Source organism: Actinospineispora spinosispora DSM 44797 (assembly GCF_000429025.1).
Taxonomy (GTDB): domain Bacteria; phylum Actinomycetota; class Actinomycetes; order Mycobacteriales; family Pseudonocardiaceae; genus Pseudonocardia; species Pseudonocardia spinosispora.
In genome coordinates this window covers 624,608-638,079 of sequence record NZ_KE386833.1, presented here as the reverse complement: position 1 = coordinate 638,079, position 13,472 = coordinate 624,608, and the positions used below count along the sequence as shown (strand labels likewise).

The 13,472-nt window shown below is 69.7% G+C and carries 13 protein-coding genes; 4 read left to right on the top strand and 9 right to left on the bottom strand.

Translation table 11 applies throughout. The features are described from left to right. The first annotated feature begins 18 nt into the window (after positions 1-18). On the top strand, positions 19-615 hold the full coding sequence (locus tag G406_RS0126590; RefSeq protein ID WP_028936108.1) for a hypothetical protein: 597 nt from the start codon (positions 19-21) through the stop codon (positions 613-615). A 32-nt stretch (positions 616-647) separates the two neighbouring features. Here the strand turns inward: G406_RS0126590 and G406_RS0126585 are convergent, their stop codons facing one another. Next, positions 648-1,571: a fumarylacetoacetate hydrolase family protein gene (locus tag G406_RS0126585; protein WP_028936107.1), complete on the bottom strand. Its 924-nt coding sequence runs from the start codon at positions 1,569-1,571 to the stop codon at positions 648-650. Next, entirely contained in the window at positions 1,520-2,884 is a 1,365-nt protein-coding gene (locus G406_RS50135; protein ID WP_051342717.1) for an MFS transporter, read from the bottom strand. The genes G406_RS0126585 and G406_RS50135 overlap by 52 nt, the downstream gene beginning before the upstream one ends. A 139-nt stretch (positions 2,885-3,023) precedes the next feature. Between G406_RS50135 and G406_RS0126575 the strand changes: the two genes are divergently transcribed. Both G406_RS0126575 and G406_RS0126570 read left to right on the top strand, forming a co-directional pair. Next, complete coding sequence (locus G406_RS0126575) at positions 3,024-4,340, top strand: enolase C-terminal domain-like protein (RefSeq protein WP_028936106.1); 1,317 nt, start codon at positions 3,024-3,026, stop codon at positions 4,338-4,340. 19 nt (positions 4,341-4,359) lie between these two features. Further along, positions 4,360-5,061 carry a FadR/GntR family transcriptional regulator gene (locus G406_RS0126570; RefSeq protein ID WP_028936105.1) on the top strand — a complete coding sequence of 234 codons (702 nt, stop codon included), beginning with the start codon at positions 4,360-4,362 and terminating at the stop codon, positions 5,059-5,061. An 80-nt stretch (positions 5,062-5,141) separates the two neighbouring features. On the opposite strand, the gene G406_RS0126565 is transcribed toward G406_RS0126570, so the two are convergent. Beyond that, positions 5,142-5,915: a sulfite exporter TauE/SafE family protein gene (locus tag G406_RS0126565; protein WP_028936104.1), complete on the bottom strand. Its 774-nt coding sequence runs from the start codon at positions 5,913-5,915 to the stop codon at positions 5,142-5,144. Between the two features lie 177 nt (positions 5,916-6,092). Between G406_RS0126565 and G406_RS0126560 the strand changes: the two genes are divergently transcribed. Next, entirely contained in the window at positions 6,093-6,323 is a 231-nt protein-coding gene (locus G406_RS0126560; protein ID WP_028936103.1) for a hypothetical protein, read from the top strand. On the opposite strand, the gene G406_RS0126555 is transcribed toward G406_RS0126560, so the two are convergent. The 6 genes from G406_RS0126555 to G406_RS0126530 are packed head-to-tail and all read right to left on the bottom strand — an operon-like array spanning position 6,314 to position 13,147. Further along, entirely contained in the window at positions 6,314-7,507 is a 1,194-nt protein-coding gene (locus tag G406_RS0126555; protein ID WP_028936102.1) for an acyl-CoA dehydrogenase family protein, read from the bottom strand. The two genes, G406_RS0126560 and G406_RS0126555, sit on opposite strands and share 10 nt — an antisense overlap. Positions 7,508-7,511: 4 nt before the next feature. After that, positions 7,512-8,711 (bottom strand): SfnB family sulfur acquisition oxidoreductase, encoded by a 1,200-nt coding sequence (locus G406_RS0126550; RefSeq protein WP_028936101.1) that lies wholly within the window; start codon positions 8,709-8,711, stop codon positions 7,512-7,514. After that, complete coding sequence (locus tag G406_RS0126545; protein ID WP_028936100.1) at positions 8,708-10,090, bottom strand: LLM class flavin-dependent oxidoreductase; 1,383 nt, start codon at positions 10,088-10,090, stop codon at positions 8,708-8,710. The genes G406_RS0126550 and G406_RS0126545 overlap by 4 nt, the downstream gene beginning before the upstream one ends. Further along, positions 10,087-10,884: a carbohydrate ABC transporter permease gene (locus G406_RS0126540; protein WP_028936099.1), complete on the bottom strand. Its 798-nt coding sequence runs from the start codon at positions 10,882-10,884 to the stop codon at positions 10,087-10,089. Before G406_RS0126540 ends, G406_RS0126545 begins: the two co-directional genes overlap by 4 nt. Further along, positions 10,881-11,807, bottom strand: a complete 927-nt coding sequence (locus G406_RS0126535; protein WP_084216392.1) for a carbohydrate ABC transporter permease — start codon at positions 11,805-11,807, stop codon at positions 10,881-10,883. Before G406_RS0126535 ends, G406_RS0126540 begins: the two co-directional genes overlap by 4 nt. Beyond that, the gene (locus G406_RS0126530; protein WP_028936097.1) at positions 11,804-13,147 is read right to left on the bottom strand and encodes an ABC transporter substrate-binding protein; all 1,344 of its coding nucleotides are present in this window, start codon (positions 13,145-13,147) and stop codon (positions 11,804-11,806) included. Before G406_RS0126530 ends, G406_RS0126535 begins: the two co-directional genes overlap by 4 nt. Between the last annotated feature and the right edge of the window lie 325 nt (positions 13,148-13,472).

Sequence of the window (13,472 nt, the reverse complement as noted above, 5' to 3'; positions counted from 1 at the left end):
ACGCACATCGGAGACCTGATGACCGCCGCGACCCTGACCCGTCCCGTCGAACGCCCCACCGCTCCCGCCACCGGCGAGGTCGACAGCCATGCCGCCTACATCAGTTTCGGACTCGCCTACGTCCTCGGCCACGGGGCGTCAGCCGTCTCGCTCGGGCCCGACCCGCTGATCGACCTGCCCGCCTGGCTGCCGATGACACTGCTCGGCACCGGACTCGCGGCCGGGACGGTCTTTGCCACACTCGCCGCCAACCGGGCCCAGCGAGGCGCCAGCAAGCACGACATCCTGTCCGGCAAGCTCCTCGGGTTGTCCTGGGTGAGTGCCTTCGCCGCGCTGTTCCTGGTCATCACCGGTCTGGCCGCGCGGCTGGACATGCCGGAGCTGCAGACGATGCTCTGGCCGACCCTGTCCGGCTTCCTGGTGGGTGTGCTCTACCTCGGCGAAGGCGCCACGCGCCGCAACCTCCTGCACTACGCCCTGGGCACGTGGCTGGCCCTGACCTCCGCCGCCGCGCTCCTGCTGGGGCTGCCCAGTCTCTTCTGGGTACTGGCGCTGGCGGGCGGCGGAGGCTTCGCGGTCGCCGCGATCCTCGAGGCCCGCAGGCTCACCAGGTGACCGGCGAGCGACCTGTGCGCGAGCACCGGGGTTCAGCGCCGGGCCCGCGCACCGGGGACGTCGGCGGCGGCAACCAGCCAGGCCAGCTCTTCCTGGCCGGATACCACACGGTTGGTGAGCACACCGATCTCGCTGATCTCGATTCGGACCTCGTCGCCGGGCTGCAGTGTGAAGTCCATCGACGGCACGATGCCGGTGCCGGTGGCCAGGACCGCGCCGTCCGGGAACGGCTGGCCCCGGAACAGGTGGTCGACCAGCTCGTCCGGTGTGCGGTTCAGCTGCGCTGTGGAGGTCGTTCCCCCGAACACCTCTGTGCCGTTCCGCCGCACCGTCAAGCCGATGTCCAACGCGCCCGGCTCAGCAACCTCGGACGCGGGACGGATCGCCGTCGACAGAGCCGCGCTGCCCGCATAGATCTTCGCCTGCGGCAGGTAGAGCGGGTTCTCCCCCTCGATCGTGCGCGAGCTGACGTCGTTGACGACGACGTAGCCGATGATCTCGCCGTGCCGGTTGGCCACCACACCGAGCTCGGGCTCCGGGACGTTCAACGCCGAGTCCTCCCGGATCGCGATCGGCTCGCCGTCGGTGACGACCCGCCACGGCACCGCCTTGAGGAACAGTTCGGGCCGGTCGGCGTCGTAGACCCGCTCATACACCGACCGCTCGGTGCTCTCCTCGACCCGTGCCTCGCGGGAACGACGGTAGGTGACGCCCGCCGCCCAGACCTCACTGCGCCCATCCACCGGCGGCAACAGCACGACGTCCCCGGCCCGGTGGCTCACCTCGCGCGTCGCGGTCTTCGCCACGAGCTCGTCGAACTCGGTCCGGCGCAGCGCCAACAGGTCCGCGATGCGGCTGATGCCGTCGAACGCGATGATCCCGCCGTCCGGATCGCGGTCGCCGATCAGTCCGCAGTGGAGTTCGTCGCGGTCGTCGGCGAATCGGACGATGTGCATGCTGGCTCCCCGTTCCTCTTGTCGCTCCGGTCACTGCCCACCCAGCGGAAGGTCGCCGCCGCCACGATGCTCAGCAGGGCGACGGCCGCGATCACGTAGAGCCCGTCCGCGCCACTGCCGGTTGCGTCCTCGACCGCACCCAGCAGGTATGGGCCGACGAACCCGCCCAGGTTGCCGATGCCGGAGATCAGCGGGATCGTCGCGGCGATCTGCACCCCGGCGAGGATCGTGGGTGGCACGGTCCAGAACACCGGTTGCGCCCCGAGGAAGCCGAACGCCGCGACGCACAGTGCCGCGACCGCCGGCCACGGCGGTAGGACGACGGCCCCGAGGAGCCCGATCGTGGTACAGCACAGCGCCACGAGCAGCGGCATACGCCGATCGCCGGTCCGGTCGGAGATCCATGGCAGCACCAGGACTCCGACCAGCGCGAACACCCACGGCAGCGCGGCGATGAACCCGACCTGCAGGTCGGAGAGCCCGCCGATCCTCTTGATCAGCGCCGGCAGCCAGAACGTCACGCCGTACACGCTGAGCTGGATCGCGAAGTACACGTAGATCAGGCGCAGGACTCTGCTGTCGCCCACCGTGTTCCGGATGCCCTGCTTCGGTCGCATGGTCGCTGGCGGCTCGTCGGCCTTGATCGACTCGGCGAGCAGCGTCCGTTCCTCCTCCGTCAGCCAGGTCGCCTGGTGGGGGCGGTCGGTCAGCAGCCACGGCACCGCGAGCGCGACGAGGATCGTCGGCAGGCCCTCGATGATGAACATCCACTGCCAGCCGTCGAGCCCGGCGATGCCGTGGAGGCCGAGGAGATAGCCGCCGACCGGGTTCCCGATGACGCTGGAGATCGCGACCGCGGACTGGAAGATCCCGGTCGCCTTCCCCCGGTCGCGAGCCGGGAACCAGTAGGTGATGTAGAGGATGACGCCGGGGAAGAAACCCGCCTCGGCCGCGCCGAGCAGGAAGCGCAGCACGTAGAAGCTGACCGGGCCGGTCACCAGCGCCATCGCGCAGGAGAGCACGCCCCAGACCACCATCATGATCGCCAGCCAGCGGCGTGCACCGACGCGGTGCAGCACGAGGTTCGACGGGATGCCCAGGAAGGCGTAGCCGACGAAGAAGATGCCCGCGCCGAGGCCGTACACGCCGGCGGAGATCCCCACGCTTGCGTGGAGATGGTCCTTCACGAGGCTGACGTTCGTCCGGTCGAGGAACGACAGGACGAACATGACGAACAGCGGCGGGAGGAGCCGCCTGCTCACTGTGCGACGCACGCCCTCCGCGGTGGCCCGCGCGATCTCACCTGCGCTCACGTGGCTCCCTTTCACTGTCTTCGTTGACCCAGGGCTCAGATGTCTCAGCACACTAACGACTGCTGGACAGCATGACAAGGCGCATATATCGTCACCGCTCGACAAGACATCTGATGTCTAGCCGACCGCAGGAGAGACCATGCCAGCCCGAATTGTCGATCTGGAGACCATCGACGTCCGCTTTCCGACCTCGCGGGACCTGGACGGTTCGGACGCCATGAACGAGGCGCCTGACTACTCCGCCGCGTACGTGGTCCTGCACGTGGACGGCACAGACGACCACGCGGTCCACCCCGCCACCGAGGGGCACGGCTTCACCTTCACGATCGGCAGGGGCAACGAGCTCGCCGTCGCCGCGGCCGAGGCGATCGGCAAGCGTGCTATCGGCCTGTCCGTCGACGAGGTGGTCAATGACCTCGGCGGGTTCGCCCGGCACCTCGAGTCCGACAGCCAGCTGCGGTGGCTCGGCCCCGCGAAGGGCACGATCCACCTGGGCACGGCCGCCGTGCTGAACGCGGCGTGGGACCTGGCCGCGAAGCGCGCCGACAAGCCGCTCTGGAAGCTGCTCGCCGACATGTCGCCCCGCCAGATCGTCGATCTGGTCGACTGGCGCTACCTGACCGACGTCCTGAGCCCGGACGCTGCCCTGGAGCTGCTGGAACGCCAGGAGCCGACGCGGGCGGAGCGCACCGCCCTGCTCCAGCGGGACGGGTACCCGGCCTACACCACGAGCGCCGGCTGGCTCGGTTACGACGACGCCAAGCTCGCCCGGCTGTGCCAGGAGGCGGTCGACGCGGGCTGGTCGTCGGTCAAGCTCAAGGTCGGTGCGAACCTGGAGGACGACGTCCGCCGCTGCGGAATCGCCAGGAGAATCCTCGGGCCCGACGCGCGTCTGATGATCGACGCGAACCAGAACCTGAGTGTGCCAGACGCCATCCGGTGGGCCGAGGCGCTGGCGCCGTTCGACATCTGGTGGTTCGAAGAGCCGACCAGTCCCGACGACATCCTGGGCCACGCGGCGATCGCCAAGCGCATCGCGCCGATCAACGTCGCCACCGGCGAGCACGCACACAACGCCGTGATGTTCAAGCAGTTCCTCGCGGCCGACGCGATCGGCATCTGCCAGATCGACGCCTGCCGGCTCGGTGGGGTCAACGAGGCCGTCGCCACGCTGCTGCTGGCGGCGGCCCACGAAGTCCCGGTGTGCCCGCACGCCGGCGGGGTCGGACTGTGCGAGCTGGTCCAGCACCTGTCGATCTTCGACTACATCGCGGTGAGCGGGTCGCTGGAGAACCGGGTCATCGAGTACGTCGACCACCTTCACGAGCACTTCATCGACCCGGTGCGGATGAGCGGTGGCCGCTACCTCGTCCCGGAGGCGCCCGGGTACAGCGCGGAGATCAAGCGCGACACACTGACCCACTTCCGGTTCCCCGATGGCGGAGCCTGGAAGTGAGATGCCGGAGAATCACCCTATGACCGCACTCGGCCCCGGCAGCGTCGTCGATGAGGCGATATCCAGACTGAAGGCACGCATCGAGAACGGCGAGCTGCAGCCCGGAGCCCAGCTGCCCTCCGAGTCGGTCCTGGCCCAGGAGATGCAGCTGTCGCGGTTGTCGCTGCGCGAGGCGATCCGAGCGCTGGCGATGGCCGGCGTGCTGGAGGTCCGGCGGGGCAACGGCACGTTCGTCACCGAGCTGCGCCCGGACAAGATGATGCGCGTCCTGGGCGGCTTCCTGGAGCTCGCGAGCGACGATCATCTGAGCGAGCTGTTCGAATGCCGCCGGGTCGTCGAGCCCAGCGCCACGGCTCTGGCCGCGACCCGCATCACCGATGCCCAGCTCGCCGACCTGTACGAGCACATCGAGCGCATGGCCGCCACGAACGATCCGGCGGACCTGGTGGCGGAGGACCTGGCGTTCCATTCCGCGATCGTCGCGGCGACCGGCAACCCGACGCTGGTGTCACTCGCGGACACCGTGGCCCAGCGCACCGCGCGGGCACGGGTCTGGCGCGCGATGGTCAAGGACGACGTCGTGTCCCTGACCCACCAGCAGCACCTGAGCATCTACAACGCGCTGCGCGCCCGCGACAGCCTGGGCGCGTTCGCCGCGGCCACCCAACACATCTGCGACGTGGAAACCTGGCTCCAGGAACGCCTCAACACCTCCCGCTAACGGCCCGACCGATGGCACGAATGTGGCTTTAGGGACGTTGAACGTCCCTAAAGCCACATTCGTGCCAGTCGGGTTTCGGGTCAGGAGCGCAGGAGGGACACGATCGCGATCAGGCCTACCGTCACGATGAACGCTCTGAGGACCGGTTGGGGTAGTCGGCGGCCTACCTTCGCGCCCAGGAGGCCGCCCAGGGCGGAGCCCACGGCGATCAGCGCCGCGATCCGCCAGTCGATCTGAGTGGGGGCGATCACCAGGAATGCGACGGCCGCGACCGTGTTGACGCAGGTCACCAGCCCGTTCTTGAGCGCGTTGAGGCGCTGGAGTGTTTCCGCCATGAGTGTGCCGAGCGCACCGACGAGCAGGATGCCCTGCGCACCACCGAAGTAACCGCCGTAGATCCCGGCCAGCCCGGTCGCCACCATCGCGCCGGGACCGACGTCGCGCCCGGCGACGTAGTGCGCCCGCTCACGACGACGGGCAAGCCCTCGCTGGATCATCGGCTGGAGTATCACCATGAGCACCGCCAGCGCCAGCAGTGCCGGTACCACGGCCCGGAAGGTCGTCGACGGCAGCACCAGGAGCAGCACCGCGCCGGTCGCGCCCCCGAGCAGCGACATCGAGCCCATCACGAGCAACCGTCGACGCTGGTCGCGCAGTTCGCGGCGGTAGCCCCACACACTGGCGATGCCGCCGGGCACGAGCCCGATGTTGTTCGAGACGTTGGCGAGCACCGGAGGGAAGCCGAACGCCAGCAGGGTCGGGAAGGTGATCAGCGAACCTGACCCAACGGCTGCGTTCATCATTCCCGCCGCTGCGCCGGCGAGCGCGATCAGCACCATCTGGGTCGTCGTCACCGATATATTGTCGCGTTCAACCTCTCAGGTCGGCCTGAGACTTATCCCACCACCTGAGGCCGCCCCCAGGCCGTCATGATCCAGTCCGAAAAAATCGCATAGCAGCGTGAGCTGCGCTATAACGCTAGTTGCTGCGTCATTTTGTTGCCCCGTAGCTTGCTCCGAGGGAGTCTGACGGTGTGCGCCGTCACCGGCCACCTGCTGGGTTCGGGGGGATTCGTCAGCATGCTTCCGCTCTACGACGTCGTCGTCAGGCGCATGATGCGGGAGACCGAACGCGACGCACGCCGCCGCGGCATGGTCCGGCGTCTCGCCTCGGCCAGACTGTGGACACGCGTCGCGCGCTACGCGGCCGCCCGCGCCGCCAGGCAGCAGGACACGGCTCCGCCGCCGGAACCTCAGGTGTAGAGGGTGAACGCGGGATGGGTGCCGTTCAAGAAGTGGTCCCCCACCTCGCGCTGCTTGTAGGCGACCGGGTCGTGCAGCGTGTGCGTGCGGACGTTGCGCCAGAACCGGTCCAGCCCGACCGCGTTGCTGGTCGCGCGAGCGCCGGTTACCTCGAAGATCGTCGAGGTGACGGTCAGCGCGACCTCGGTCGCGACGACCTTGAGCGCGGCGACCTGCTCCGCCAGCTCACCCCGCTGGTCCCAGGTCAGCGCCGGACCGGCGGCATCCGCTTCGGCCAGCGCACGGCCCACCTCGTCGGCGAGCGCACGTACCGCCTTGACCGAGGCCACCAGCCGCCCGTAGGTCGCGAGCACGTACGGATCCTCGGTCGCCCGCTCGACGTCGGACAGCAGCCACGCGCGGGACGTCGTCGTGGTGTAGTCGCGCGCCGTGGCCAGCGCACCCTGCGCGATACCGAGGTAGAGGTTGCCGAAAACCGCCTGGATCGCGGGCGTGACCAGCGATGAGCGAGGCGTCGCAGCATCGTGGGCCAGGCTGCCCAGCACCTGCTCCGGCCGGATCACCACCTGATCGAACGTCACGCTCCCGCTCGCGGAAAGCCGTTGCCCGAGGTTGTCCCAGTCCCCGCCCGGCCGGACGCCGCGGTCGTGGCGGCGCACCACGACGAGCAGCGGCTCCCCCGAGCCACGTACCGTCCCGGCGACCACTGAGGCGTCGCCACTGGACACACCGGTCGCGAAGTTCTTCCGGCCGTTCAGCAGGTAGCCGTCGCCGTCGGGCACCAGCTCGAGGTCCGGGTCGACCGGGTTCACCGCGTCGCCCCACAGCCACTGCTCGGCAGCCGAGGGCCTCCCCCAGCGCTGCACCCCGGCCTCATCCGCTACCCACACCAGGTCGGCGGAGTTGACGTAGTGGTAGCCGAGCAGCTGGGCGATCGAGCCGTCCGCTTCGGCGATCTCCCTGACGACGCGCAGCGCGGTCCCCCAGTCCAGGCCGGCACCGCCGACCCTTGTGGGCAGCAGCAGCGCGGGCAGCCCCGAGTCACGCAGCAGCTGCGCCTCGCCCTCGGGCTCCCGATTCGCCAGGTCCCGTTCCAGCGCATCCTTGGCGAGCGTCGCGGCGACGTTCTTCGCCGTCTCCAGGGCTTCCCCGGACGTGGTCACGGTCATCTCCTTCGTGGGCATGTCGTCAGACCAGCCCGGTGCTCGGGGGCGCCTGGCCGTTGAGTGCGTGGTCGCCGAGATATTGGATCTTGAGCCGGCGCGGGTCGTGCAACGTGTGGGTGCGTGCGTTGCGCCAGTGCCGATGCAGGTTGAGCGCGTCCGCGGCGCCCCGGGTACCGACGAGTGCGAACACATCGCTGGCGACGCTCACCGCCGCCGTGTCCGCCTGGGCGCGCGCCGCGGCCACGGCGATCGACGCCTCAGCCGCGGTGTCCTCGGTCAGGTTCTCCCTGGCCGCGTCGATCGCCTCGCCCGCCTCGTGCAGCAGCGCCCGTGCGGCGCGCACCCGCAGCGCCAGCTCACCGAACGCGTGGATCACCAGCGGGTCCTCGTAGGCCGATGGCGGGTCGAACTCCGCCCTGGGACGGGCCAGGGTTCGGATCAGCTCGCGGCCGTCGCGCAACGCGGCGTCGGCGATGCCCAGGTCGATCCCGGCGTGCAGGTAGTTACCGAAGGCGCCGAACACCTCGGGCCGTTCGAACACCTGCCACAGCGGGACGACCCACTCGTCGGGGATCAGCACCCGCTCGAAGCGGACCGTGCCGCTGCCGGTCGTCCGCTGGCCCATACCGGCCCAGTCGTCCACCACGGTCACCCCGGGTGCGTCCGAGGGCACCCAGGCGGCCATCAGGCGTCCGTCCGCGTCGTTGGCGTAGATCGGAATCCACGGCGCGAACGGCGACCCGGTGGCGTAGTACTTCGTACCGTCGATCAACACGTCACCGCCGGGTCGCCGGTCGAACCCGATCGCGAAGTCGCGTGCGGTACGGGTGCCACGCTCGGACAGCGCGTTGCCGAAGTGCCTGCCGGCGAGCACCTCGCCCGCGAAGAACTCCTGCTGGTCCTCGCTCGCGGCCTCGGTCAGCACCTGGACGAAGAAGTAGTGGTTCTGCGGAATCTGACCCACGCTCGCGTCGCCGGCGGACAGGGTCGCCATCAGTTCACCCATGGTCCGGGCGTCGAGGTCGGCACCCCCGAAGCGCCTGGGCACGCTGACCCCCAGCAGCCCGGACGCGGCCAGCTCGGCGATCTCCGCTCGCGGCAGTATCCGTTCGGTGTCCCGCTTCGAGTCGCCCTCGGCCAACCGAGCGGCGAAATCCTGCGCAACCTGCAGCGCCTCGTCCGGGGAAGTGATGACGTGCGCGGTCGTCTCGGTGCCGGTCATCGGGCCGCCACCGTCCGGTGCGCGTACCGGACGCCCGGATGGTCGTCACGCAGCCTGCGTTGCCCAGGTCCGGACAGCTCCTCCCGCAGCGTGTCGCCGGTGTACTCGGTAGGGAGCACCCCGCGTCGTTGCAGCTCGGGCACGACGAACTCGACGATGTCGGCGAACGTCCCCGGCGTGACCGCGTACGCCAGGTTGAAGCCGTCGACGTCCGCGACGTCCACCCATCGCTGCATCTCGTCGGCGACCGTCTCCGGACCACCCACCACGACCACTCCCATGCCTCCGATGCCGATCCAGTTCGCGATGTCGCGCGGTGTCCACTCCCGGTCGGGGTCGACCGTCGTGAACGCCTCCACCGCGCTGCGCACCGCTTCTGTCTCCGCGTAACGCAGTGGCTTGTCCGGGTCCATCCGGGACAGGTCCAGCCCGCTCCAGCCGCCGTACAGGGTGAGCGCCCCTTCCAGGCTCACGTACCGCGCGTAGTCGCGGTACTTGGCCTGCGCCTCTTCGTCGGTCGCCGCGGTGATGACCGTCATGAGCGTGAAGAACTTGATCGACCTCGGGTCCCTGCCCAGCTCTTGTGCCGCCGCCCTGGTCGCGGCGATGGACGGTGCGAGGATCTCGGGCCGGGTCGCGGTGATGAAGATGCCTTCGGCGTGCGACGCCGCGAACCGGCGGCCTCGCGGCGACGCCCCTGCCTGGAAGATCACCGGAGTGCGCTGGGGCGAAGGCTCGGACAGCGCGATGCCCGGCACGTCGAAGAAACGGCCGTGATGCTCGATCGGGCGGACCTTCGCCGGGTCGGTGTACACCCCCGTCTCGCGGTTCAGCTCGACCGCGTCGTCGTCCCAGGAGCCCTCCCACAGCTTGTAGACGACCTCCATGAACTCCTCGGCGACGTCGTAACGCTGGTCGTGCGGCACCTGGTGCTCCAGACCGAGGTTGCGCGCGGCGGACTCCAGGTACGAGGTGACCACGTTCCAGGCGATGCGGCCCTCGGTGTAGTGGTCCAGCGTCCCGAACCGGCGCGCGAACGCGTAGGGCTTCTCGTAGGTCAGCGACACGGTGACGCCGAAGCCGAGGTGCTCGGTGACCGCCGCCATCGCGGGCACCGCGAGCGTCGGGTCGCCGACCGGAACCTGGATGCCATCCCGCAACGCCGGTTGCGGCCCGTCCCGGTAGACGTCGTAGAGCCCCACCACGTCGGCGATGAACAGGCTGGTGAACCGGCCACGCTCCAGCAGCCGCGCCAGGTCGGTCCAGTACCGCAGGTCACGGTAGCGGTGCGACTGGTCCTCCGGGTGCCGCCACAGTCCGGGCGACTGGTGGCCGGCACAGGTCATGTCGAACGCGTTGAGATGGATCCTCCGGCTCACTTCACGGCTCCTTGGGACAGGCCACCGATCAGCAGACGCTGGGCGGCGACGGCGAGCACGTACACGGGGACGATGGCGACCAGCGAGGCCGCGGCCTGCTGACCGAACTGGACGGTGCGATCACCCTGGAACAGCGACAGCCCGACGGTGAGTGCCTGCGACGCCGGAGACTGGGAGAACGACACGGCGAACAGAAACTCGTTGTAGGCGAGGAAGAAGCACACCAGCGACGCCGCGACCAGGCCAGGCACGACCAGTGGGAGCACGATCCGGACCATCGCACCGGTCGTCGTCGCACCGTCGACCCACGCGGCCTCTTCGAGGTCCTTCGGCACCCTGCGCACGAAGCCGTCGAGCAGCCACACCGCGACCGGGACGTTCGCCAGACCGTTCACCAGCGCCAGCCCCACGACGGAGTTCGTCAGCCCGACGCTCTTGAGCAGGAAGTACAGCGGCAGTACCGCGACCACCGGCGGCGCGCAGTAGGCCGCGAGCAGCACCGAGTACAGCCGCTGGCCCGAGCGTCCGGCCCGTGCGGTGAAGTACGCAGTCGGTGTGGCGATCAGCGCGGTGAGCACCGTGGCGCCCAGCGCGATCAGCCACGAGTTGGTCAGCATCCGGGCGAGGGGCACGGTGTCGAACGCCGAGGGCCAGTTGTCCCAACGGACCCTGGCCGGCAGCCATCCGCCGTGCTGGATGTCGTCCACGCCGCGCAACGACAACGAGACGAGGAACAGCACCGGCACCACCGCGAGGACTGCGGACACCCCCAGGACCAGCCGGTTCGCCCTCATTGCTCGACGTCCCGGAATCGCCTGGTCACCAGGCCGACCACGGCGAGCACCGCGCCCACGACCAGTCCGAGCAGCAGCGTCTCGGCCGCCGCGGTCCCGACCTCGAAGCTGCCCCGGAACGCGGTGCGGAACACCTCGAACCCGGCTACCGTCGTGGACACCCCGGGGCCACCGGCGGTGACGACGACGATCAGGTCGAAGACTTTGAACGCGATCACCAGCTCCAGGACCGCCGCGATCACCGACGGCGCGACGAACGGCCCGACGACCTCGGTCAACGTACGCAGGCGATCGGCGCCGTCCAACGCGGCGGCCTCCCGCAGCTCGGTGGGCACACCGAGCAGCGCGGCGTAGACGAGCAGGGTCACCAGCGGCGTCCACTGCCACGCGTGGATCAGCACGAGCGTGGTGAACGCCCCGGCACCGCTGCCCAGCGGGTTGAACCCGTCGACCCCGAGGACGTGCCACAGACCGGTGAGCGCGCCGCCCACCGGCGCGAGCAGCAGCTTCCACGCGACCCCGACCGACACCGGCGGAGTGACCATCGGCAGCAGGACCAGCGTGCCGAACAGGCCGAGCCTGCCGCCGCGCGATTCGAGCGCAAGCGCGGCGAGCACTCCGGCGACCACGCTGACCGCCGTCGCCAGCACCGCGAACAGCACCGAGCGGAGCAAGGACCCGCCGAACGCCACCGACTCGGCCGCCGCCACGAAGTTGTCGAACCCGGCGAACGCCCTCAGCGGACGGGCCAGCGACGAGCTGGTGAACGCCAGCCCGATACCGACCACCGTCGGATAACCGGCTGTGACCAGCAGCGACGCCGCCGCCGGCAGCGCCAACCAGAGCGGCACGCCCGCGATGGAGCGCTTCGGGGTGATCCGGTCCGCGACACCGACCCGCCCGGGAAGCACCACGTCGGTCATGCCAACGCACGCTCCCAGCCGCTCTGCGCGTTGCTCAGCGACTGGTCCACGCTCTGCGTGCCCTGGATCGCCAGCGCGAGCTGGTCGACCAGGTCCTGCAGCAGCTTCGGCGCGAGCTTGTCCTTCGGCCACACCAAAGGGCTTCCGGTGAGCCCCTCGCGGATCACCTCGGTCGCCGGAGCACTCGCCTTCGCGTAGTCGGGCGAGTCGAGCACACTGCGCCGGGCCGGGTCGATGCCCGACCCGCCGGTGCTGGCCAGCAGCAGGTTGCGGGTGGTGTCCGTGGCCCAGGTGACGAACGCGGCCGCCTTGGCCTTGTCCTTGGCTGCCGTCGAGACACCGAGCCCGAAACCGGAGTTGAGCGCGGTGCGGTGCTGGGTGTTGGTACCGCCGACCGGTAGCGGCACGACGCCCCACTGGTCGACGATCTTCGAGCTCTTCGAGTCCTGTGCCTTGAGCCCGAGGTCGGTCCAGGTGTCCAGCATCGCGGCCTGACCGGACAGGAACGCCGAGTTGGCCTGGTCGAACCCGATCTGCAGCGGCGTCGGGAGCGCGTACGGCGCGACGTCCACCAGATGCTGGAGCGCGGCCTTCGCCTCCGGCGAGCTGAGCTTCGGCGCCCCGTCCGGACCGACGAGCGTGCCGCCGTACCCGGCGAGCCGGTTGATGAACGAGCAGCCCAGGATCATCGGCACCTGCTGGCCCTCGACGACGGCGCCGTACACGGTGCGGTTGCTGCGCTCGGTGATGGTACGGGTGACCTGGTCGTACTCGTCCCAGGTCTTCGGCGGGGCCACGCCGTACCGGTCGAACACCGCGCGGTTGTAGTAGAGGACGTGGGTGTCGCCGTCGAACGGCAGGCCGTAGCGGCGGCCGTTCAGCAGCGTGTACGGGTCGTAGACCGACGGCAGGAAGTCGGCCGGGTCGATCGCCGGGTTCGCGGCGATGTAGTCGGTGAGGTCGACCAACGCATCGGCGTCGACCAGCACTCCGAGGCCGAAGTAGAAGTAGTCGAAGACGTCGAACTGGCCCGCCCCGCCCTGGACGTCGAGGATCTGCTGGCTGGTCAGCTGGTCGTACGGCACGGCGGTCGCGGTGAGCTTCCCTCCGAACTCCCGCTCGAACGCGGGCGCGAGCAACTGGGTGAACGCCAGCACGTGCGGCTGGTTGACCATCGCCCGGATCGTGGCGCCCTTGAGGTCCGCCGGCGGGCCGGCGGGCAGCGCACCGCCGCCGCCCGATCCGCCGCACGCGGCGACCAGCGGGGCGAGCCCGGCGAGGGCACCGGCACCGAGACCGGCGCGCAGCAACAGACGGCGGGACAACACGGCGGAACTCATCTGGGGTTCTCCTGGCGCGGGCGCACCTGGCCGTGCTGCTCGTCCGTGGAGTCCGGAGCAGTCGGGAAAGGCCGAGGTGGGAAGGAAAGAACGGGCGCTGGCGCCGCGGGATCAGCTACGCGGCGAGATCAGGCCGGACACAGCGCGGTGGCCGTGCGACAGAAGTCCACATGGCGGCGGATGCTCAGGAAGGCGCCGCCGTCACTCATGGGAGTGACGCTAACACGGCACCGGACCAGCGTCGACGCTCGCGCAACAGCTCTGGATCACATTGCAATTCTCAACTGGATAGGTAAGGATTCCCGGCCGTCGGATACTCTCGCGC

Coding starts and splice junctions, on each gene's coding strand:
- G406_RS0126590 (WP_028936108.1), top strand. CDS start 19: ATGACCGCCGCGACCCTGACCCGTCCCGTCGAACGCCCCACCGCTCCC.
- G406_RS0126550 (WP_028936101.1), bottom strand. CDS start 8,711: ATGACCGGCACCGAGACGACCGCGCACGTCATCACTTCCCCGGACGAG.
- G406_RS0126585 (WP_028936107.1), bottom strand. CDS start 1,571: ATGCACATCGTCCGATTCGCCGACGACCGCGACGAACTCCACTGCGGA.
- G406_RS0126540 (WP_028936099.1), bottom strand. CDS start 10,884: ATGAGGGCGAACCGGCTGGTCCTGGGGGTGTCCGCAGTCCTCGCGGTG.
- G406_RS0126570 (WP_028936105.1), top strand. CDS start 4,360: ATGACCGCACTCGGCCCCGGCAGCGTCGTCGATGAGGCGATATCCAGA.
- G406_RS0126535 (WP_084216392.1), bottom strand. CDS start 11,807: ATGACCGACGTGGTGCTTCCCGGGCGGGTCGGTGTCGCGGACCGGATC.
- G406_RS0126575 (WP_028936106.1), top strand. CDS start 3,024: ATGCCAGCCCGAATTGTCGATCTGGAGACCATCGACGTCCGCTTTCCG.
- G406_RS0126555 (WP_028936102.1), bottom strand. CDS start 7,507: ATGCCCACGAAGGAGATGACCGTGACCACGTCCGGGGAAGCCCTGGAG.
- G406_RS0126530 (WP_028936097.1), bottom strand. CDS start 13,147: ATGAGTTCCGCCGTGTTGTCCCGCCGTCTGTTGCTGCGCGCCGGTCTC.